The following is a 20,804-nucleotide window of genomic DNA, read 5'->3' as shown; positions in this document are numbered from 1 at the left end:
GTGCATAGTGAAATTACATGATTTAAAACCAGCACCAGGTGGAAAAGTTAAAGAAAGAAAAAGAATTGGTCGTGGACACGCTTCAGGATGGGGTAAAACATCAGGACGTGGTCACAAGGGTCTAAAACAAAGATCAGGTGGATCAGTAAGACCAGGCTTTGAAGGTGGACAAATGCCACTATTCCAAAGACTACCAAAGAGAGGTTTTACAAACAGATTTGCAAAATCTTACGGTATAATTAACTTAGATCAATTAAATAACTTTGAAGACGGTACAGAAGTAACACCAGAATTATTATTCGAAACTGGCTTAGTTAAAAAAGCTAAAGCAAAAGACGGTGTTAAAGTATTAGGTTCAGGTGAATTAGACAAGAAGTTAATAGTTAAAGCCCAAAAATTCTCTAAATCTGCAGAAGAGAAAATTAATGCTCTAGGGGGAAGGGCAGAGGTGATCTAATGTTAAAGACATTCGCTAATGCTTGGAAAATTAAAGATTTAAGAGAGAAAATGCTATTTACATTAATGATGTTGGCAGTATTTAGATTAGGTAATATATTGCCACTTCCTTTTGTAAATGTACAGGTTGTTAAATCAATCTATGAAGGAACAGCTGGATCCCTATTAGGTATAGTTAATACCATTACTGGTGGTGGTTTAGAATCACTTTCAGTATTTGCTTTAGGGGTTGGCCCATATATTACTTCATCTATCGTTGTGCAATTACTTACATTTGCTATACCAGCACTTGAAGAATTGTCAAAACAAGGTGAAGCAGGTAGAAAAAAAATACAAAACATTACAAAATATGTAGCTTTAGCTTTGGCTATATTACAAGCAATTGGTATTGTATTAGGGATATTTAATGATGCTATTGGTATTTTCAATGGTTCAGGAACCCTACCAAAGTTAATAGTTATACTTTCCTTAGTTGCAGGTTCACAATTCTTAATTTGGATTGGTGAATTAATAACAGAAAAAGGTATTGGTAATGGTGTTTCAATGATTATCTTCATCGGAATTATATCAAGAATTCCAAATGTTATAATTGGATGGATAAATGGTATGTCAAATGGAGTAGTTGGTTATGAATGGTATAAATTCCTATTCACACTAGTACTTTCATTGATATCAATAATATTCGTACTATACTTAACAAATGGTGAAAGAAGAATACCAGTACAATACGCAAAAAGAGTTGTTGGTAGAAAAATGTACGGTGGACAATCTACTCATATACCTCTAAAGGTAAACATGAGTGGTGTTATGCCTGTAATTTTCTCATCAGCTATAATGGCATTACCACAAACTTTAGCCTTGATGATAGGTGGTGGATTTGCTGATTTCGTAAATAAATATTTAGTTCCAACAACAGCATTAGGAACAATATTTTATGTAATAGTATTGTTTGCATTAGTTATCTTATTTGCATACTTCTACAATACTATTCAATTTAACCCATACGAATATTCAAAGAACTTACAACAAAATGGTGGTTTTATCCCAGGTATTAGACCAGGAAAACCAACCACAGATTATTTAGGAAGCATAGTAAGTAGAATTACTTTAATAGGTGCTATAGGATTAGGCTTAGTTGCAGCCCTACCTAGATTATTATCCTACTTCTTAAATATCAATATGACACTAGGTGGAACTTCAATCATCATCGCAGTTGGTGTTATAATTGAAACACAAAAACAATTAGAAGCAATGATGCAATTGAGACACTACAAAGGTTTCTTAAACAAATAAAAGGGGAAATGAATGATATTAATATTATTAGGACCTCCAGGAGCTGGTAAAGGATCACAAGCTAAGCTTATAGTAGATGAGTTTAAGGTAAATCACATTTCTACTGGAGATATATTTAGAAAAAATATTAAAGAAGAAACAGATTTAGGCTTGAAGGTTAAAGACATAATAGCTAAAGGCGAATTAGTTTCAGATGAGCTAACAAATGAGTTGGTATTTGAAACCTTATCAAAAGAGAATACACCAGCAGGATTTATGCTGGATGGTTATCCAAGAAATATTAATCAAGCAAAAGCTTTGGACAAGTGGCTTGAAGAAAATAATAAAGAAGTCACAGAAGTTATCCTAGTTGATGCAGATGTTGATGTATTAATCGAAAGAATTTCAGGTAGAAGAGTATGTAAAAACTGTGGAGCAACATACCATGTAAAAAATCTTCCTCCAAAAGTGGAAGGAATATGTGATGTATGCGGTAACGAGCTAGTCCAAAGACCTGACGATAATGAAGAAACCGCTAGAGATAGAATTGAAGTTTATAATGAACAAACTTCACCACTCATTGATTATTACGAAAAATCTGGTAGACTTGCTAGATTTGACGGTAATGAAGATATCGATGTAGTGTATGAACATGTAAGAAATTCTCTGAAGTAATTCATATGAGATTTAATAAAGAAAGTAAAACTGATTTGTATCTTGGACAGTTTTGTAGATCAAAACAAGGAAGGGATAAAGATAAGCTTTATATCGTATATGAACTTGTAGATGAGGATTACCTATTGGTGGTAGATGGAAAGTATAAAACACTTTCTAAACCTAAGAAAAAGAATAAAAAACATTTACAAAAAATAAATGATATTATAGACGACTTTGAAAAAGATAAACTGGAAAATACTCTTACTAATGAATATATTAAGAGAAAGATAAAGCTTAAAGAGGAGGCGCTTATCAATGTCGAAAGATGTTATTGAGGTTACAGGTAAAGTAGTAGAAGCATTACCAAATACAATATTTACCGTAGAATTAGAAAATGGACATCAAATCCAAGCTCACATTTCAGGTAAATTAAGAATGAATTATATTAGAATTCTTCCAGGTGATACAGTAACAGTAGAAATGTCACCTTACGACCTAAGTAAAGGAAGAATTACTTGGAGAAAGAAATAGGGGGATTATATGAAAGTAAGACCATCAGTTAAAAAAATGTGTGAAAAATGCAAAATTATCAGACGTAAAGGTAAAGTAATGGTAATTTGCGATAATCCAAAACACAAACAAAAACAAGGTTAGGGGGCGCAATTTGGCAAGAATAGCTGGAATTGACCTACCAAGAGAAAAAAGAGTTGAAATTGGATTGACTTATATTTATGGAATTGGTAGATCAAGATCAAATGAAATATTAGAAAAAGCTGGTGTTAATCCTGATACAAGAGTAAAAGATTTAACAGAAAGCGAATTACAAACAATAAGAGACGTTGTTGACGGTTATACTCTAGAAGGTGATTTAAGAAGAGACGTTAGCATGAATATTAAGAGACTACGTGAAATCAACTCATATAGAGGACGTAGACATAAAGCTAACCTACCTGTTAGAGGACAAAACACAAAGAACAACTCAAGAACTCGTAAAGGTAAGAAAAAATAGGGGGTAGAATTTGGCAAAAGCAAAAAATGCACGTGGTAAACAAACTCGTGTAAGAAGAAGAAATCGTAAGCAAATCGAAAGTGGCCAAGCATATATTAATTCTACATTTAACAATACTATGGTAATGTTGACTGACATGAATGGTAATGCTATTTCATGGTCATCAGCTGGTCAATTAGGTTTCAAAGGATCTAGAAAATCTACTCCATTTGCAGCACAAGAAGCAGCTGAAGAAGCAGCAAGAAAAGCTATGGAACATGGTTTAAAATCAGTTGAAGTGTTTGTTAAAGGACCTGGTTCAGGAAGAGAATCTGCAATCAGAGCTTTAACAACAGCAGGTTTGCAAATTACAAAGATTAAAGACGTTACTCCAATACCTCACAATGGTACAAGACCACCAAAGAAAAGAAGAGTATAGGGAGGATATTGATAATGGCAAGATATAAAGGACCAGTACTTAAGAGAGCAAAAACTTTGGGTGTTGCACCACAAGTACTAGGATATAATAAAAAAACAAATAGAAATCCTAAACAAAGAGCTGGTAAATTAAGTGAATACGGCTTACAATTACAAGAAAAACAAAAAGCTAAATTTGTTTACGGTATTCTAGAAAAACAATTTAGAAGATTATATGCTAAGGCTGAAAAAATGTCAGGCATTACTGGTGAAAACTTACTACAATTATTAGAATTAAGATTAGATAATGTTGTTTATAGAATGGGCTTTGCTAAAACAAGAAGCCAAGCAAAACAATTAGTATCACACGGTCATTTCTTAGTAAATGGTAAAAAGGTTGACGTACCTTCATACCAAGTAAGTGCTGGTGATGTAATCACAGTTAGAGAAAAATCTAGAAACAACGGAGTATTTAAAGAAACTGAAGACAAAGTTTGGAATCAAGCACAATGGGTTTCAGTAGATGTTGAAAAATTAGAAGGTAAAGTAAACTCTTTACCAACTAGAGAAGATATCGACTTTGAAATAGATGAACAATTAATCGTTGAGTTGTATTCAAAATAATAGCATAATAGCGTAAAGCACAGGAGGCTAATCCGTGATAGAAAAGCTAAATACTAAAATAGAAATATTAGAATTCGATGAAACAAATAACAAGGGTCGTTTTGTAATCTCTCCATTAGAAAGAGGTTACGGAACAACTCTAGGAAACAGTATGAGAAGGGTACTTCTGTCATCATTACCAGGTAGCGCTATTTCTAGTATAAAATTCGACGAAGGTGTACTTCATGAATTTACTAGTGTAAAAGGAGTTATCGAAGATGTTCCTGAAATTATATTAAATCTTAAGGGTGTAGCTATAAAGAAACTAGTTGAAGATTCAGAACCTATCAACTTGAGGCTTGATGTTAAGGGACCAAAGATTGTTACAGCTGCTGATATAAGTGGTGATGCAAATCTTGAAATAGTTAACAAAGACCACTATATAGCAACTGTTAATGAAGAAGGATCAATTAATCTTGACTTAAAAGTGATAGATGGTACAGGTTACTCTGTAGCTGATCAAAATAAGGAAGAAGATGCTCCAATCGGAGTTATTGCGATAGACTCATCATTTACTCCTGTAAGTAAAGTTAACTACATTGTTGAAAATACAAGAGTAGGCCAAGTCATTGATTATGATAAATTAATTTTAGAAGTTACCACAAATGGTACTTTAACACCTCAAGAAGCAGTAGCTAAGGGTGCTAAAATATTAATTAATTACTTAGACTTCTTTACTGAACTACCAAACTTAGAAGAAGTAGTAGAAGTTGAAGAAGATGAAGAAGAAGAAATTAATGAAGAAGAAGAATTACTTTCACTTACACTTGAAGAGCTAGATTTAAGTCTAAGAGCATTCAATTGTCTAAAGAGAGCAGAAATTAACACAGTAGGTGAAATTGTTGCTACTCCACTAGATGAACTTAAGAAGATCAAAAACTTTGGTAAGAAATCTTTTACTGAAGTTGTAGAAAAAATTGAAAGCTTAGGATTAGAACTACAATCTTAATGAGATAATTATAGGAGGCAGTATGTCAAATTTAAGAAAATTAGGTAGAAGAACTGACCATCGTACTGCAATGCTAAGAAACCTTGTACAATCAGTATTAGAAAATGGTAGCATCAAAACAACAGTAACAAGAGCTAAAGAAGCTCAAAGAATGACTGACAAGATGATAACATTAGCTAAAAAAGGTGACTTACATTCAAGACGTCAAGCGTTAGCTTACCTATACAATGAAGAAACAGTAGAAAAACTATTTTCTGAATATGGCCCAGAATACAAGGATAGAAATGGTGGATACACCAGAGTTCTAAAACTTGGACCAAGAAGAGGCGATGCCAGTGAAATGGCAATTTTAGAATTAGTTTAATTTGAATTCTTTTTTAAATATTTAAAAGAAGAGATCAAAGGTCTAGAAACTTACTTTCTAGATCTTTTTTATTACTTAAAAACTAGGGCATGTGGTATAATTGTAAAGAGTCTTTAATAAGGAGATATTATGAATAAAACATTAAAAAAGATTTTATTGACAATTATAATAATATTAGGAGTTGTTTATTTATCAGGCTTAGGATATTTCTATTTATATAGTTATCCTAAAGCACATGTTAATGGACAAGCAAAGGGTTTAGAATTAAAAAACACATTGTTTGATGTTAAACCTGAAAATAGTAAGATAAGTATAATAGCTAAAGATAAAGATAATTTAGAAATTTCTGGATCTGATATTGATTTAGATATAAGCATCAAAGAAAAACCTGAAATTAATAACATACCATTCTTATGGCCTGTTGAAGTTTTTGAAAATCATGACTACCAAGTAAAATATGATGCTAAAATGAATGATGACAAACTCAAAGATATTTTATTTAAGTCAGATTTATTTAAAAATGTTCAAGAGCCTCAAGATGCAAAATTTGAATTTGTAAATGATGAGTTAGTTATTAAGGATGAGGTTACCGGAAATCTTTTAGACAAAGATAAGTTATTTAATAATGTTAAATCAGCTATTTCTAATAATGTAGATGAAATAGAACTAGAAGAAGAATATGTACAACCTAAAGTATCAAAAGATGATAAAGACTTATTAGATAGGTATGAAAAACTTAAAAAGATAACCCAAAACTCTTATAAATTTGACTTCGAGGATAGGGATTGGGTATTAAAAGGTGAAGACCTAATAGCCATGTACGATGAAGATGGTGGTAAACTAAATAAAGTTAAATTAAGAAAGTATATAGCAGATATAGCCCATGCTACAGATACCTATGCAAAAGAAAGAAAATTTAATGCAACAGATATAGGTGAAATTACTGTAGCAGGAGGTATTTATGGTTGGCAAATGAATGTTGATAAAACCATGGATAATCTAATTGCTATGATGGATAAGGGTGAATCTGGTAATGTAGAAATAGTTTATAACCATGAAGGAAATATCAGAAAAAAAGACGATATTGGTGATACTTATATAGAAATAGATATATCAAGACAAACCTTATGGTTATATAAAGAAGGTAAATTAGTAACAAAAGTACCTGTTGTAACTGGTAGAGCTTATGAAAGAGAATACTCAACACCAGTTGGAGTAAATAAGGTATGGTCAAGAGAGAAAGACCGCTATCTAAGAGGTACAAGTCCAAGTGGTAATAAATATGCTACCTATGTTAACTACTTTATGCCGATTGGTTGGACCGGATCAGGTATACACGATTTAGAAAAAAGGACTGAATTTGGTGGAGATGTGTTTAAATATAATGGTACTTATTCATGTATAGCTATGAGCTTAAAAGACATGAAAGTTGTATTTGAAAACACACCTTATCTAACACCAGTTGTTACTTACGAATCATCAACAAACTATTCACCTACAGAATTTGAGAAACAAAAGATGATACGAGAAGGTGAAGCTACAATGGATGCACAATAATGATTGAATTAAAAGATGTAAGATTTAAATATGAAGAAGAAGGTGAAGATGTACTAAAAGGTATAAACCTTCGAATTAATGATGGAGAATTCATTTCTATACTAGGTAAAAATGGTTCGGGAAAATCGACTATTGCTAAACTTTTAAATGCTCAAATATATCCTGTTAGTGGTCAAGTACTTATAGATGGTAAAGACAGTAAGGATGTAGATGTTTGGGAATTGAGAAGAAAAGTAGGTATGGTCTTTCAAAATCCTGACAACCAAATTGTAGCAACAGTTGTAGAAGAAGATGTTGCCTTTGGTCCAGAAAATCTAGGAATAGAAAATCCAGAATTAAGACAAAGAGTTGACAAGGCTCTAGAAACAGTAGGAATGGAAAATTTTAAATTACATGCACCCCATATGCTTTCGGGTGGGCAAAAGCAAAGAGTTGCTATAGCTGGAGTCCTAGCTATGGATCCAGACCTTATAGTTTTCGATGAGCCTACCTCTATGCTTGATCCAACAGGTAGGAAAGAAGTCATAGACCACGCTTTGAAACTGAACAAAGAAGATAAAAAGACAGTTATAAATATAACTCATTTCATGAATGAAGCGGTTCTATCCGATAGAGTTGTAGTAATAAATGAAGGACAACTTGTTTTAGATGGGACTCCTAAAGAGGTGTTTTCACAAGTAGACAAGATAAAAGAATATGGCTTAGATGTGCCTCAAGTAAGTGAATTAGCATTTATGTTAAAAAACAAGGGTATAGATTTGCCGGATGGAATATTAACTATAGAAGAATTGGTAGATAGTTTATGAGTATTGAATTAAAAAATGTAAGATATGACTATGGGCAGGGAAATAAAAGACCTGCCCTAGACAATGTTAACTTAAAAATTGGTAAAAATGAATTTGTAGGGATTATAGGTCATACTGGATCGGGTAAGTCTACCCTTACTCAACTTTTTAATGGTTTACTTTATGCAAGTAGTGGACAAGTAACTGTCGATGGTCAAGAGATATCAGAAGAACATAAAAGTAAATTAAAAGAAATAAGACAGAAAGTTGGCTTGGTATTTCAATATCCAGAATATCAATTGTTTGAAGAAACTATAGCCTTGGACATTGCCTTTGGCCCTAAAAACCTTGGACTTTCTGAGGAAGAAATCGATAAAAGAGTAAAAGAATCTATGGAAAAAGTTGGTCTTTCTTACGAACAGTTTAAGGATGAATCTCCTTTTGAACTTTCTGGTGGTCAAAAAAGAAGAGTAGCCATAGCTTCTATACTTGCTATGAAACCCAAGTATTTAATCTTAGATGAACCAACTGCTGGTTTAGACCCAGAAGGTCGTGATGAAATCTTAAGAGAAATTAAAAATATCTATGATTCTGAAGAAGATATGACGGTTATTATTGTTTCACATTCTATGGAAGATATAGCTAAAGTAGCAAATAGAGTTATAGTTATGAATCAAGGTAAAATATTTGCTGATGATAAACCTGAAATAATTTATTCAATGGCTGAAGAATTAGACGAAATAGGTTTAGATGTGCCACAAATTACTAGGGCTACAAAGTTGTTAGAAGAGAAAGGTTATAAATTTTCTAAAACAATTATTACAGTTGAAGAAGCCTACCAAGAGTTGATTGCTCAGTTAGGAGACAAGTATGAATAATATGACTTTAGGACAATATATACCTGGTGATAGTTTAGTTCATAAGCTTGATCCAAGAGTTAAAATATTACTTGTTATATTCTATATGATATTCCTATTTTTAATTCAGGACTTATTATTCTTCATACCTATGTTTGCTTTTGTACTATTGGTAGTAAAAGTAGCGAATCTAAACTTTTTTAAGATATTAAAATCCTTAAAATCGATTATATTTATACTAGCTTTTACTACTATCATACATTTATTTGCAACACCAGGTAGGGAATTGTATAGCTTTTGGGGCTTAACAATAACTTATGAAGGGGTAGAAAGAGCTGTATTTATAGGAGTTAGATTGATTCTATTAATCATCGGAACTTCCTATTTAACCCTTACTACTTCAACAACAAAACTTACAGATGGTTTAGAATCTCTATTTAGTCCATTAAAAATAATAAAATTCCCAGCCCATGAACTTGCTATGATGATTTCAATAGCCTTAAGATTTATCCCAACCTTGTTTGATGAAGCTAACAAAATAAGGAAAGCTCAATTGGCTAGGGGAGCTGATTTTGATTCTGGAAATATATTTAAGAAAGCTCAGTCCATGATTCCACTTTTGGTGCCTTTATTTATAAACTCTTTTAGGAGGGCATCAGAATTAGCCATAGCTATGGAAGCAAGAGGATATAGAGGATCTGAAGGCAGGACCAGGTTAAATCCTTTAGTTTTAACAAAAAAAGATATTATCATATTTATTTCAGTAATGGCCTTTTATGTAGCTGTAGCTCTTGGAAGTAGATACCTATGAAAAATATAAAACTTACAATTTCTTTTGATGGTACCGACTTTCATGGATTTCAAAGACAAATTGACAAAAGAACTGTCCAAGAAGAATTGGAAAAAGGTATATACAAAGTTACTAAGGAAAAGGTAAATATAATACCATGTGGTAGGACAGATGCAGGGGTCCATGCTTACAAACATATAGTCAATTTTAGGATTGAAACTTCTTTACCAGGTCAGGCTTTCAAATATAAGCTAAGAAAGTATATAGCAGCTGATATAAAAATTCTTGAAGCTGAAGAAGTTGATTATGACTTTCATGCTAGATTTGATGCTAAAAGTAAGACCTATAGGTATGTAATAAGTAGGGAAGACTACCCATTCTACAGAAATTATAAAACTTATGTAAAATATGATTTAGATATAAATAAAATAAAAGAAGCTGCTAAAAAACTTGAGGGTGTCCATGATTATAGGGCATTTATGAAGTGGTCTGATTATAAGAAGGAAGAAGTCAATAGTGTAAGGTCTATAGATAAGATTGTAATTGTTGAAAATCTAGATGATATATATTTTGAATTCACAGGACAAAGCTTCTTGCATAATCAAATTAGGATTACGTCAGGCTTATTGATTGATATAGGCAGAGGATTTAGAGATATTTCTTATATAGATGAAATATTTGAAGGTAAAGTAAAAAGAGCTGCTAAAACTTATGGTCCCCAAGGACTGTATTTAATGGATGTAAGCTACTAAAATACTTGACTTTAAAGCTTTATTTTTATATACTATATAAGTATTTGAAAAGAATCTTAATTCTTTTTAAATATCTACGATCCAAATTCGCAGCGTCGATGTGCGAAACAGAAATCGTCGAAGAAACAAGACCGCTACCTCTACAGCGGAGTCTAAATATAGAGGCTAGATATAAAGAAAGAATTAGGAGGAGAAAAATGAGTACATTTTTTGCAAAACACAATGAAGTTGAGCGTAAATGGTATGTAGTTGATGCTACAGATTTAGTCTTAGGTGACGTTGCTACAAGAGTAGCTGCAATCTTAAGAGGTAAACATAAAGCAATCTACACACCACACGTAGACACAGGCGATTACGTAATTATAGTAAACGCAGAAAAAATTAGAGTAACAGGTAATAAGGCAAACCAAAAGGTTTACAAACACTATACAGGTTATGCTGGTGGGTTAAAAGAAATCCCTTATGCAGAACTTCTTGAAAAACACCCAGAAAGAATCTTAGAACGTGCTATCAAAGGTATGTTACCAAAGAATTCTTTAGGTAGACAAATGTTCAAGAAATTAAACGTATATGCTGGTCCAGACCACCCACACGCTGGTCAAAATCCAGAAGTACTAGAGTTTTAATAAGGAGGGATTTAGATGAGTAATCAATATAATGGTACAGGAAGAAGAAAAACTTCAGTAGCAAGAGTTAGATTATTACCAGGCTCAGGTGAATTTTTAGTAAATGGTAAACCACTAAATGAATACTTCAATTATGAAACATTAATTGAATTAGCAAAATCTCCATTAGAATTAGTAGAAAAAGCTGGAGACTTTGACGTAAGAGTTAATGTTAAAGGTGGTGGATTTACAGGACAAGCTGGCGCTGTTAGACACGGTGTAGCTAGAGCCTTAGTAGACTTTGATGAAGAATTAAAGCCAGTTCTAAAAAGAGCAGGTTTCTTAACAAGAGATTCAAGAAAGAAAGAAAGAAAGAAACCAGGTCTAAAGAAGGCAAGGAAATCTTCACAATTCAGCAAGAGATAGAATATTGCAAGATACAAACCATTGGAATTTTGGGTTTATACCCATTCCAGTGGTTTTTTGTTTTTGAGTTTTTATTATATGGTGATGGTTTCGGTGATTTGATCAAAACCATCATGATATTTAGGCAAGGTATATGGTGATGGTTTCGGTGATTTGATCAAAACCATCATGACATTTAAGCGATATATATGATGATGGTTTTAAGGATTTGAGCAAAACCTACATGATATTTAGGTGTCATATATGGTGATGGTTTTGGTGATTTATGTAAAAACATCATGACATATAGTCGATGTAGATGGTGATGGTTTCAGAGAATTAGTCAAAACCAGCATGACTTTAAGTTATGCTAGTTCATATTAGTAGTAAATTTCGCTTATCACTCAATCCAAACCTTACTTTTCATGTGGATTTCAGATTTTTGTCAATCTTTCATCATTTCTAATTAAAACTTGTCATGTGTATATTGGGACTTTCTTATTCTTTAATCATTTTCACTTCCTAAATGATTATGGGGGCTTAAGACTTTGAAAAACTCTTGTTTCTACGCTTATAAAAACGAAAATTGACCCCAATTATCTTGTCTTAACCAAGCTTTGGGGTCAATTATTATATTAAAAAATATTTTTAATCAAATTCGTATCCATACGATTCGTAGATTTTTATAGCTTCATTTAATGTCAATTTATCATTTACTTTAACAAATTCAGGAAGTTCTTTTAATTCAACTAATCCAACAATATATTCTTTATTAGACATATCTAAATATGTACTGTCTGTTACTACATTATTTTCAATTTTTTGCTCCAAATGAATATATTTTTTATCTTTAAGAATATCTGTATATTTATTGTACACCTCTTTGAGTTTCATTATTTGTTCATCGCTCAAATTAGAACGAGTTTCTGTAATAACTACTTTAGTTACTATATCATCATGTCCATAAATTTCTAATACTTCCTTAGAATTACTATATAACTCAGTAGAAGTTTTTAATAATTCTTCTTTCTTCTGGCAACCTACCAATACCAAACATAAAGCTAATATAATTAACAAATATTTTTTCATTTCTTCTCCTTTTAATATATTCTTTAATTCAAGATAGCATATATATATATATTACAAGTATTAACAAAATCCAAATCTCCATTTGCATTATTCTATTTTTTATGTTATATTAATAATAACTTAATAGTTATCTAATTATTAGATACAAATCTGAACAAGCGGTGGGTGACCATGCAGCCGGGCTATAAAAGACTTAGCAGCAGATTGTGATTATGAATTTAATCGCACTGTGAGACAGTAACAACTGTCTTGTGGTGCGATTTTTTATATAATTAGATAAATTTAAGTAATAATATAAAGGAGGAAAGTATGCTTAAATATTTATTAAGTAAAAGGCAGTCAAGATTTCTTCTTATAGGTATAGTTTTTACCGTCATAGGCTTCATTTTGCAAGCTTCAGGTAATGACTTATCTACCTGGATGTTTTATATAGCTATAATATTTCTAGGATTTTATGCTACTAAAAATGCTATAGTTGACACATTCAAAGAGAAGAAACCGAACGTAGACTTGTTGATGATATTATCAGCTTTAGGTTCTATAATAATTAACTACGAATCAGAAGGTGCTATGTTACTAATCATTTTTGCAGCAGCAGAAAACTTAGAAGATTATGTAATGTCTAAATCATCAAAGTCTATAGAAGAACTCATGAAGCAAGTTCCAGAAAATGCAAAAATAATTTTGGATAATGGAACTATAGAACATGTACCTACTTCTAGCCTAAAAATAGGAGATAAGGTTATGGTATCTAAAGGGGACCAGATTCCGATTGATGGTTATCTTGACAGGGAAGCTGTTATAAATGAGGCTTCATTGACAGGAGAATCATTAGCTGTAACAAAAAAAGTAGGAGAAGAAGTATTCGCAGGAACTATAAATGAAGGTGATTCATTTATAATTGAAGTAAGTAAGCTAGACAAAGATACTGTATTTTCAAACATAATTAAGATGGTTGACCAAGCTCAAAATAGACCATCAAAAAAACAAAGTATTATTGATAGAATAGAATCAAAATACGTAATTGGTGTACTTATAGCAGTGCCACTATTTATCCTAGGATTAATGTACATACGTGGCTACTCATTTAATGAATCTTTTTACAGAGGAATCGTACTACTTACAGTTGCTTCACCTTGTGCCTTGATAGCTTCAGCTACTCCAGCAAGTTTATCAGCGATTTCAAATGGGGCTAAAAATGGTATCCTATTTAAGGATGGTAGAGCCATGGAAATATTTGAAGAAGTAGATATTATTGCTACCGATAAGACTGGTACTTTGACCCATGGGGATTTTGAAGTTGTAGAATATGATATTCCAGAAGAATATATAAAAGACCTAGTAATCATGGAACAAAGTTCAAACCACCCAATAGCCCAAGGGATTGTAAGATATTTTGACCAAGTCGATGTTTCTGGAAAAAACCATGAAGAAATAGAAGAGATCCCAGGTGTTGGTTTAAAAATGGGAGAATTGATAGTTGGAAATATCAAGAAAAATATGAATTACTCAGATCCAAAAAACTTCTTAAATATTGAAAATGATGGTAATACTATATCTCATGTAGCTCATGGAAAAGAAATAGTCGGATATATAGCTCTTGCTGATAAGCTAAGAAACTCAGCTATACCAGCTATAAAATCATTTAGAGATGAAGGTGTTATAGTTGAGATGCTTACTGGTGACAATGACAATGTAGCGGCTAAGATAGCTGATAAGCTAGGTTTAGAAGCCTACCAAGCTTCAATGTTACCAGAAGATAAGATGAAATTTATTACTGAAGAACAAGATAAAAATAAAACGGTTGCTATGATAGGTGATGGTATAAATGATGCTCCAGCTTTAGCTAATGCCGATATTGGTATATCTATGGGATCTGGTACTTCAATAGCCATGGAATCTTCAGATTTAGTAATAGTTCAAAATGATTTAAATAAGTTATTCCACTCATTTAAATTAAGTCAAAAATTAAATAAAATAATTTATCAAAATATTATATTTTCAATAGGAGTAATTATTATACTAATCACATTAAACCTATTGGGATTATTAGATTTACCTACTGGGGTTGTCTTCCACGAAGGATCTACTATTTTAGTAATCTTAAATGGTTTAAGGCTTTTAAATTTCAAGTGGCAAAAATAATGGGGTATAATATAAGTGATAAGTTGTTTATTACTGGTAAGAGACAGGTTATCCTGTCTCTTTTTTATAAGGAGGCTAAATGGATATATTAGTAATCGGTGGTATTGCAGCAGGTGCTTCAGTTGCCAATAAGGCAAAGAGGACAAATCCAGATGCAAACATTACTATAATTGAAAAAGAAAATTATGTATCTTTTGGAGCTTGTGGTCTTCCATATTATGTAGGAAGGCAATTTACAGATTCATCAATTATGTATGCAAGATCAGTTGAAGAAACTGAATCAAAAGGCATAAATGTGTTGTTAAACCATGAAGCAAAAGATATTGATTTTAGTAAGAACGAAGTAAAAGTTTACGACCTCAAAAATGAAGAAGAAAAAACACTTAAGTATGATAAATTAGCTATTTGTACAGGAGCTACTCCAAATATTTTTGGTGATGGATCTGATGCTAAAAATGTATTTAAAATGACCAAGGAAAGAGATGCAAACAAGCTATTAGAAAAACTAGATGATTATAAAGATGTGGTAATAGTTGGAGCTGGTTTCATTGGTTTAGAAATGGCTGATCAATTGGCTGAACTTGGTAAAAAAGTAAAAGTAATCCATAGAGATAAAAGTGTAATGGAAAATGTATTCGATGAAGAAATTAGACAAATGCTTATCAAGGCAGCTGAAGATAAAGGTGTTGAATTCTTATTTGAACATTCTTACGAATCCTTTGTGACTGAAGATGGTATAGCCAAAGAAATTGTTACTGATAAAGGTAATATAAAATTAGACTGTGCTATATTAGCCCTAGGATTTAAGCCTAATACAGCATTTATCAAAGATGAAAGTCTAAAGAAACTTAAAAATGGAGCTATCATAATAGATAAAACTGGTAAAACTTCAATAGATAATGTCTATGCAGCAGGAGACTGTGCTAGTGTCTACCATCAAATATTAGGTGAAGAATTTTATTCAGCCCTAGCTACCTATGCAAATAAAATGGGAAGATTAGTTGGGGAGAATATTGTATCTGATAATCAAAAAGAATATATTGGAGCCTTGGGTGCATCATCTATAAAGATAGGAGACTACGGCGCAGCCTCAGTTGGATTGACTGAAGGCAAGGCTAAAGATATGGATTTAGCATATAAGACAAGCTTTATTAAATCAAAAAACCAAAGTGGATATATTAAAGGTCAAGAAGATATTTATATTAAATTAGTATATTTAGAAGATTCCAAAAAAATCATTGGTGGACAAATATTTGGTAAAAAAGGAGCTGTGGAAAGGTCTACTGCACTTGTAGTAGCTATCCATAAGGAAGTTACTGTAGAAGAATTGGCCTTCATGGACTTCCCTTATTCACCAGGCTTTGCACCAACATGGGATCCATTAAATATAGCAGGAAGCGCATCAAAATAGGAGGAATTATGGAAAAAGAATATTTAGAAGAGATTGAATTAAGCGAAGATGATGAAATTATATTAGATTTATTAGATTATTTGGATGAATCTGTATCTATGTATCATTCAACATTAGCTACAAAAGAAAGATTAGAAGAAAGTGGATTTAAAGAATTAAAATTAGAAGAAAACTGGAAATTAAAATCTGGAGATAAATATTATTTAATAATAAATAATTCAACAATTATAGCCTTTGTAGTAGGAAAAGATAAAAAATCTGGCTTTAGAATTGTTGGTGCCCACACCGATTCTCCTACTTTTAAAATTAAAGAAAATCCTACTATAAAAAAGGAAGGATACCTACAATTAAATACAGAAGTTTATGGTGGTCCCTTATTAAATACCTGGTATGATAGACCTCTTTCAATTGCAGGAAGAGTCTTTATAAAAGGCGAAAGTGCTCATAAACCAAGAGTTGAGCTATTAAATGTTGATGAAGATTTATTGACCATACCTTCATTAGCTATCCATATGCAATCTATGGAAGAAAGAAAGGGACAAGCACCAAACCCACAAAATCACTTGCTCCCAATTTTAGGCTTGGGTGATGATTTTGATATAAATGAGTTAATTACAGAATATTTAGATATCAATAAAGAAGATATTTTATGTCATGATTTATTCCTATACAATAGGGAACCAGCAAATATATTTGGTAACAATGCTGAATTTTTCCAATCTGGAAAGATTGATAACCTAGGTATGATGCATGCAGGTTTAACAGCCTTACTACAAGCAGAGGAAACTGAAAATACACAAATTTTTGTTGGTTTTGACAATGAAGAAATAGGTTCTTCAACCCTTCAAGGGGCAGCTTCAGCAATGTTTAGAGATGTATTGAAGAAAATCTCATTAACTTTAGGAAATGAGGAAGTAGATTTTATTAATCAAATATATGAATCATTCATGATATCTGCTGACCAAGCTCATGCTATACATCCAAACTATTTAGAAAAATCAGATCCTACTAATAAGCCAAAAATAAACCAAGGACCAGTAATAAAAGATTCTGCAAGAAAATCTTATGCGACAGATGGATTTGGTAGGGCAGTCTTGGAAAACATAGCTAAAGAAAATAATATATCATTACAATATTTTCATAATAGGTCAGACATGCGTGGTGGATCAACTATTGGTGCCATTATAGAAACAAATACAGGTATAAGAAATATCGATATAGGTAATCCAATGTTGGCTATGCATTCAGCTAGAGAAATGGCAGGGATTCAAGATCAAATCGATATGATTAAATTAATGAGAGTTTTTTTTGAAACTAAATAATTAAACTAAAAATATTTACCATATTTAATAATTATTTTTAATATGCTATACTGAAATTGATAACGTGATAACAATATCATAATATATTTCTATAAATTTTAATGTAGAATTTATGGAAAAGAAAAGGAGAATATATGATACCAACACCACATATTGGGGCAACCAGCAAGGACCAAATAGCAAATACAGTGCTTATGCCAGGAGACCCAAAAAGAGCTAAATTTATAGCAGATACCTTCCTTACAGATGTTGAACAATTCAACGATGTTAGAGGTATGTTAGGATTTACAGGATACTATAAAGGTAAAAGAGTTTCTGTAATGGGATCAGGTATGGGTATACCATCCGCAATGATTTATTACCATGAACTATACAACTTTTATGATGTTAAAACAATCATAAGAGTAGGTACAGCAGGTGGATTAAATCCAAACTTAAAAGTTAGAGATATAATTGTTGCTACATCAGCAAATACACCAGCATCTGTAGTGCATGGAAAGTTTGATATTATAAACTTTGCACCTACAGCAACATTTGATTTACTATTAAAATCTGCAAAATATGCAGAAGAAAATCCAGATATTAATGTGAACTTTGGTTCAGTATTATCATCTGACGAATTCTATAGAAAATGGGATCAAAAAGTTTTAGACAATCTAATAAAATATGATTGTTTAGGAATAGAAATGGAAGCTGCAGGCCTATACATGGAAGCTTTAGAAAGTGGAAAACAAGCCCTATGTATATGTACTGTTTCTGACAACTCTGAAGAAGCTGAATCTGCAGAAGTTAGAGAAAAAGCCTATACTGAAATGATGGAAATGGCTTTAGAAATAGCTCCAGAATAATAAAAAAGCAATAATCATTATTGCTAATATAAATTTAGGTTATTAAGGTCTAGTCACTGCTAGGCCTCTATAATAAAATATTAAGATAACGTTATCTTGGTAAAATAAAAGGAGGATCTTGAATGAATTCAAGTAAAAAATTCAATGCATTACTAAGTCTTCTACTAGTATTTGCTCTAGTATTAGGACCAGTACATGGAGTATTTGCTCAAAATGAAACAGGAGCAGATGACAAAAAGGATGACAACAAGGTAGAAATAAAAGTTCTATATATGAATGACGTTCATGGTAGAATTTCTTATGGTAATAAAAGAACATCTCAAATAGGTTATGGCAAGATGAAAACTTATTATGACAGTGTAGAAGGTAATAAGTTATTATTAGATAACGGTGACTCAAGTCAAGGTACAATAGAAATTAACTTGAAAAAAGGTGCACCTTCATTTGCTCTAATGGGATTAATTGGAGTAGATGCTTCAGTTTTAGGTAACCATGAGTTTGACTTTTCTTATGATGTATTGAAAAGCAATATTGAATTAGCAGGTGGAAAATATCCAATTTTAGGTTCAAATATTATTGAAAAAAAGGATGGTAAAGAAGTAAGACCATTTGACAACCACCTAATCAAAGAATTTGATGGTGTTAAGGTAGGTATTTTTGGTATAGATACACCAGAAACAAAGTATAAGGCTAACCCGCTAAACACAAAGGAATTAGACTTTGAAGCGCCAGTAGTAACAGCAAAAAGAAAAGTTGCAGAATTGAAAAAATTAGGTGCAGATATAATTATTTGTATGACTCACTTAGGAATTGATGGGTCAACAAAACTTGAAGAAAGAGGTACTTACGTACTTGAACAAGTAGATGGTATAGACCTATTACTTGACGGTCACAGTCATACTATTGGTTCAAAGAAAATAGGAAATGGATACTATGCACAAGCTGCTAAATATTCAGAATTGTTAGGTGAAGCTACCCTTACTTTTGATAAAACAACAAAAGAAGTATCTGTAGAAAACCAATTCCACCACACATATACAAAAGAAATGTTAGAAAAAAACAAAAATAATTCTTACTATGCTGACTTTTATACACATATAGGTAAAGATTTGACAGATGTTGAGCCGGATGCAGAAGTTGAAGCTTATATAGCTCAATTAAAAGAAGAAGTAGAACCAATTAAAAAAGAAGTTGTTGGTGAATCAACAGTTCACTTAGAAGGTGATAGAGAACAAGTAAGAAGAAGACAAACCAACCTTTCAACAATCATTGCTGATGCTATGAGAAAAGTAGGGGATGCTGATGTAGCATTGACAAATGGTGGTGGTATCAGAGATTCTATTTCAGCTGGTAAAATTACAAAGGGAGATGTATTAACAGTTCTACCATTTGGAAATACTGTTACAGTTATAGAAACAACTGGACAAAAGATCTATGAAGCTTTGAAACATGGTACTGATTCATATCCAGCACCTAAAGGAGCTTATTCACAAGTATCAAATATAACCTTTGATATCTTAACTGACAAAGATGGAAAACCAATTGATGTTGTAAATATCAAAATTGGTGGAGAAGATATAGATCTAAAGAAGACATATACACTAGCAACAAATGACTTTATGGCAGTTGGTGGTGACGGATATACAATGTTTGAAGGTGCTTACCAAGTTGGTGTATACGAAGGTATGGCAGAAATTGTAATGGACTATATTAAAGAGTTATCTCCAATTACATTGAAAGATGAAGATGTAAAGATTACAAATATATTAGTTAAAGATGAGCCAGGTGAACCAAAACCAGAGCCAGGTGAACCAAAACCAGAGCCAGGTGAACCAACACCAAAGCCAGGTGAACCAACACCAAATAATAAAATAGATTTAAATATTATAGATGAAAATGACAAAGTATTAGAAAATGTTGAATTTAAATGGACAGAAGGAAAAGCTAAAGACGTTCAAATAAGAGTGAATGCTGATTTTGGAACAGAATATTCTGTTAAATTAGACGGAAAACCTTTAGCTGTGAAGGCAACAGAAGGTTCAACAATAATTCATATAGTAAAAGAAGACTTAGCTAAACTAGAAGTTGGAGAACATAAACTAGAATTAGCTTTTGAAGAAGGTGAAACAACAAAAGAAGGAACACTAGAAGTTGCTTTAGTTGTAGAAAAATCAAAAGCAACAAACGAAACTTCATTAGAAATGACAGCAAAACCTAAAGACAAAGGTTCAAAGGCATCACCAAAAACAGGTGATATAAGCTTATTAGCACCTATAGCTTTACTAGCTGTATCAGCAGGTGGATTCATTGTATTAAATAGAAGAAAAAAGGAAAATAAAGTAAACTAACCATATAATAAGTAAAGCCGTAAAATTAAATAGTAAATTTGCGGCTTTACTATTTTTTATTTATTATTTTTAAGACTAACTATATGAAGTCAAGTAAAAAATAAATAACTTTATGAAAGATATA

24 protein-coding genes are annotated in these 20,804 nt (G+C 31.9%); 23 read left to right on the top strand and 1 reads right to left on the bottom strand.

What is annotated here, in order from left to right; translation table 11 throughout:
- Positions 1-7: 7 nt before the first annotated feature.
- From rplO to rpsI, 18 genes are all read left to right on the top strand, one after another.
- A complete protein-coding gene (rplO, locus tag Q0U66_RS00410; protein ID WP_297376311.1) occupies positions 8-457 on the top strand; it encodes a 50S ribosomal protein L15 in 450 nt (149 codons plus the stop codon).
- Entirely contained in the window at positions 457-1,749 is a 1,293-nt protein-coding gene (gene secY, locus Q0U66_RS00405) for a preprotein translocase subunit SecY (RefSeq protein WP_297376308.1), read from the top strand. Before rplO ends, secY begins: the two co-directional genes overlap by 1 nt.
- 12 nt (positions 1,750-1,761) lie before the next feature.
- Positions 1,762-2,403 carry an adenylate kinase gene (locus Q0U66_RS00400; protein WP_297376306.1) on the top strand — a complete coding sequence of 214 codons (642 nt, stop codon included), beginning with the start codon at positions 1,762-1,764 and terminating at the stop codon, positions 2,401-2,403.
- A 5-nt stretch (positions 2,404-2,408) separates the two neighbouring features.
- Positions 2,409-2,720, top strand: coding sequence for a KOW domain-containing RNA-binding protein (locus tag Q0U66_RS00395; protein ID WP_234994016.1), 312 nt, complete (start codon positions 2,409-2,411; stop codon positions 2,718-2,720).
- A complete protein-coding gene (gene infA, locus Q0U66_RS00390) occupies positions 2,701-2,916 on the top strand; it encodes a translation initiation factor IF-1 (RefSeq protein ID WP_103981191.1) in 216 nt (71 codons plus the stop codon). The genes Q0U66_RS00395 and infA overlap by 20 nt, the downstream gene beginning before the upstream one ends.
- 9 nt (positions 2,917-2,925) lie before the next feature.
- Positions 2,926-3,039 (top strand): 50S ribosomal protein L36, encoded by a 114-nt coding sequence (rpmJ, locus tag Q0U66_RS00385; protein ID WP_071028065.1) that lies wholly within the window; start codon positions 2,926-2,928, stop codon positions 3,037-3,039.
- Positions 3,040-3,049: 10 nt separating this feature from the next.
- Positions 3,050-3,394, top strand: coding sequence for a 30S ribosomal protein S13 (gene rpsM, locus Q0U66_RS00380; RefSeq protein WP_103981190.1), 345 nt, complete (start codon positions 3,050-3,052; stop codon positions 3,392-3,394).
- Between the two features lie 10 nt (positions 3,395-3,404).
- Positions 3,405-3,812, top strand: a complete 408-nt coding sequence (rpsK, locus tag Q0U66_RS00375; RefSeq protein WP_297376293.1) for a 30S ribosomal protein S11 — start codon at positions 3,405-3,407, stop codon at positions 3,810-3,812.
- Positions 3,813-3,826: 14 nt separating this feature from the next.
- On the top strand, positions 3,827-4,414 hold the full coding sequence (gene rpsD / locus Q0U66_RS00370) for a 30S ribosomal protein S4 (RefSeq protein ID WP_297376290.1): 588 nt from the start codon (positions 3,827-3,829) through the stop codon (positions 4,412-4,414).
- A 34-nt stretch (positions 4,415-4,448) separates the two neighbouring features.
- Positions 4,449-5,402: a DNA-directed RNA polymerase subunit alpha gene (locus Q0U66_RS00365; protein WP_297376287.1), complete on the top strand. Its 954-nt coding sequence runs from the start codon at positions 4,449-4,451 to the stop codon at positions 5,400-5,402.
- Positions 5,403-5,424: 22 nt separating this feature from the next.
- Positions 5,425-5,766 carry a 50S ribosomal protein L17 gene (gene rplQ, locus Q0U66_RS00360; RefSeq protein ID WP_103981186.1) on the top strand — a complete coding sequence of 114 codons (342 nt, stop codon included), beginning with the start codon at positions 5,425-5,427 and terminating at the stop codon, positions 5,764-5,766.
- Positions 5,767-5,895: 129 nt separating this feature from the next.
- Positions 5,896-7,323 (top strand): L,D-transpeptidase family protein, encoded by a 1,428-nt coding sequence (locus tag Q0U66_RS00355; protein WP_297376282.1) that lies wholly within the window; start codon positions 5,896-5,898, stop codon positions 7,321-7,323.
- Complete coding sequence (locus tag Q0U66_RS00350) at positions 7,323-8,129, top strand: energy-coupling factor transporter ATPase (RefSeq protein WP_297376277.1); 807 nt, start codon at positions 7,323-7,325, stop codon at positions 8,127-8,129. The genes Q0U66_RS00355 and Q0U66_RS00350 overlap by 1 nt, the downstream gene beginning before the upstream one ends.
- Positions 8,126-8,986: an energy-coupling factor transporter ATPase gene (locus Q0U66_RS00345; RefSeq protein WP_297376274.1), complete on the top strand. Its 861-nt coding sequence runs from the start codon at positions 8,126-8,128 to the stop codon at positions 8,984-8,986. Before Q0U66_RS00350 ends, Q0U66_RS00345 begins: the two co-directional genes overlap by 4 nt.
- Complete coding sequence (locus tag Q0U66_RS00340) at positions 8,979-9,776, top strand: energy-coupling factor transporter transmembrane protein EcfT (RefSeq protein WP_297376271.1); 798 nt, start codon at positions 8,979-8,981, stop codon at positions 9,774-9,776. The genes Q0U66_RS00345 and Q0U66_RS00340 overlap by 8 nt, the downstream gene beginning before the upstream one ends.
- The gene (truA, locus tag Q0U66_RS00335) at positions 9,773-10,507 is read left to right on the top strand and encodes a tRNA pseudouridine(38-40) synthase TruA (RefSeq protein ID WP_297376268.1); all 735 of its coding nucleotides are present in this window, start codon (positions 9,773-9,775) and stop codon (positions 10,505-10,507) included. Before Q0U66_RS00340 ends, truA begins: the two co-directional genes overlap by 4 nt.
- 197 nt (positions 10,508-10,704) lie before the next feature.
- Positions 10,705-11,133, top strand: a complete 429-nt coding sequence (gene rplM, locus Q0U66_RS00330) for a 50S ribosomal protein L13 (RefSeq protein ID WP_297376265.1) — start codon at positions 10,705-10,707, stop codon at positions 11,131-11,133.
- Between the two features lie 15 nt (positions 11,134-11,148).
- Positions 11,149-11,538: a 30S ribosomal protein S9 gene (rpsI, locus tag Q0U66_RS00325; protein ID WP_103981179.1), complete on the top strand. Its 390-nt coding sequence runs from the start codon at positions 11,149-11,151 to the stop codon at positions 11,536-11,538.
- 627 nt (positions 11,539-12,165) lie between these two features.
- Here rpsI and Q0U66_RS00320 read toward each other — a convergent pair.
- On the bottom strand, positions 12,166-12,606 hold the full coding sequence (locus Q0U66_RS00320; RefSeq protein ID WP_297376259.1) for a hypothetical protein: 441 nt from the start codon (positions 12,604-12,606) through the stop codon (positions 12,166-12,168).
- Positions 12,607-12,915: 309 nt separating this feature from the next.
- Here Q0U66_RS00320 and Q0U66_RS00315 point away from each other — a divergent pair, with 309 nt between their 5' ends.
- From Q0U66_RS00315 to Q0U66_RS00295, 5 genes are all read left to right on the top strand, one after another.
- Positions 12,916-14,751, top strand: coding sequence for a heavy metal translocating P-type ATPase (locus tag Q0U66_RS00315; protein WP_297376256.1), 1,836 nt, complete (start codon positions 12,916-12,918; stop codon positions 14,749-14,751).
- 79 nt (positions 14,752-14,830) lie between these two features.
- Entirely contained in the window at positions 14,831-16,162 is a 1,332-nt protein-coding gene (locus Q0U66_RS00310) for a CoA-disulfide reductase (protein WP_297376253.1), read from the top strand.
- A gap of 8 nt (positions 16,163-16,170) precedes the next feature.
- On the top strand, positions 16,171-17,484 hold the full coding sequence (locus Q0U66_RS00305; RefSeq protein ID WP_297376250.1) for a M18 family aminopeptidase: 1,314 nt from the start codon (positions 16,171-16,173) through the stop codon (positions 17,482-17,484).
- A 134-nt stretch (positions 17,485-17,618) separates the two neighbouring features.
- Positions 17,619-18,332, top strand: coding sequence for a purine-nucleoside phosphorylase (deoD, locus tag Q0U66_RS00300; protein ID WP_297376248.1), 714 nt, complete (start codon positions 17,619-17,621; stop codon positions 18,330-18,332).
- Between the two features lie 122 nt (positions 18,333-18,454).
- Positions 18,455-20,680, top strand: a complete 2,226-nt coding sequence (locus Q0U66_RS00295; protein WP_297376245.1) for a 5'-nucleotidase C-terminal domain-containing protein — start codon at positions 18,455-18,457, stop codon at positions 20,678-20,680.
- Positions 20,681-20,804: the final 124 nt, after the last annotated feature.

It is taken from the genome of uncultured Helcococcus sp., from assembly GCF_946998255.1.
GTDB lineage: Bacteria > Bacillota > Clostridia > Tissierellales > Peptoniphilaceae > Helcococcus.
This window is presented reverse-complemented; position numbering and strand designations above follow the sequence as displayed.

What these genes read in the sequence shown, in the direction of transcription:
- Q0U66_RS00320 (WP_297376259.1), bottom strand. Translation starts at nt 12,606, where the DNA reads ATGAAAAAATATTTGTTAATTATATTAGCTTTATGTTTGGTATTGGTA.
- Q0U66_RS00400 (WP_297376306.1), top strand. Translation starts at nt 1,762, where the DNA reads ATGATATTAATATTATTAGGACCTCCAGGAGCTGGTAAAGGATCACAA.
- rpsI (WP_103981179.1), top strand. Translation starts at nt 11,149, where the DNA reads ATGAGTAATCAATATAATGGTACAGGAAGAAGAAAAACTTCAGTAGCA.
- infA (WP_103981191.1), top strand. Translation starts at nt 2,701, where the DNA reads ATGTCGAAAGATGTTATTGAGGTTACAGGTAAAGTAGTAGAAGCATTA.
- Q0U66_RS00315 (WP_297376256.1), top strand. Translation starts at nt 12,916, where the DNA reads ATGCTTAAATATTTATTAAGTAAAAGGCAGTCAAGATTTCTTCTTATA.
- Q0U66_RS00310 (WP_297376253.1), top strand. Translation starts at nt 14,831, where the DNA reads ATGGATATATTAGTAATCGGTGGTATTGCAGCAGGTGCTTCAGTTGCC.
- rplM (WP_297376265.1), top strand. Translation starts at nt 10,705, where the DNA reads ATGAGTACATTTTTTGCAAAACACAATGAAGTTGAGCGTAAATGGTAT.
- rpsD (WP_297376290.1), top strand. Translation starts at nt 3,827, where the DNA reads ATGGCAAGATATAAAGGACCAGTACTTAAGAGAGCAAAAACTTTGGGT.
- Q0U66_RS00295 (WP_297376245.1), top strand. Translation starts at nt 18,455, where the DNA reads ATGAATTCAAGTAAAAAATTCAATGCATTACTAAGTCTTCTACTAGTA.
- secY (WP_297376308.1), top strand. Translation starts at nt 457, where the DNA reads ATGTTAAAGACATTCGCTAATGCTTGGAAAATTAAAGATTTAAGAGAG.
- rplQ (WP_103981186.1), top strand. Translation starts at nt 5,425, where the DNA reads ATGTCAAATTTAAGAAAATTAGGTAGAAGAACTGACCATCGTACTGCA.
- truA (WP_297376268.1), top strand. Translation starts at nt 9,773, where the DNA reads ATGAAAAATATAAAACTTACAATTTCTTTTGATGGTACCGACTTTCAT.
- Q0U66_RS00355 (WP_297376282.1), top strand. Translation starts at nt 5,896, where the DNA reads ATGAATAAAACATTAAAAAAGATTTTATTGACAATTATAATAATATTA.
- deoD (WP_297376248.1), top strand. Translation starts at nt 17,619, where the DNA reads ATGATACCAACACCACATATTGGGGCAACCAGCAAGGACCAAATAGCA.
- Q0U66_RS00305 (WP_297376250.1), top strand. Translation starts at nt 16,171, where the DNA reads ATGGAAAAAGAATATTTAGAAGAGATTGAATTAAGCGAAGATGATGAA.
- rpmJ (WP_071028065.1), top strand. Translation starts at nt 2,926, where the DNA reads ATGAAAGTAAGACCATCAGTTAAAAAAATGTGTGAAAAATGCAAAATT.
- Q0U66_RS00340 (WP_297376271.1), top strand. Translation starts at nt 8,979, where the DNA reads ATGAATAATATGACTTTAGGACAATATATACCTGGTGATAGTTTAGTT.
- Q0U66_RS00345 (WP_297376274.1), top strand. Translation starts at nt 8,126, where the DNA reads ATGAGTATTGAATTAAAAAATGTAAGATATGACTATGGGCAGGGAAAT.
- Q0U66_RS00350 (WP_297376277.1), top strand. Translation starts at nt 7,323, where the DNA reads ATGATTGAATTAAAAGATGTAAGATTTAAATATGAAGAAGAAGGTGAA.
- Q0U66_RS00395 (WP_234994016.1), top strand. Translation starts at nt 2,409, where the DNA reads ATGAGATTTAATAAAGAAAGTAAAACTGATTTGTATCTTGGACAGTTT.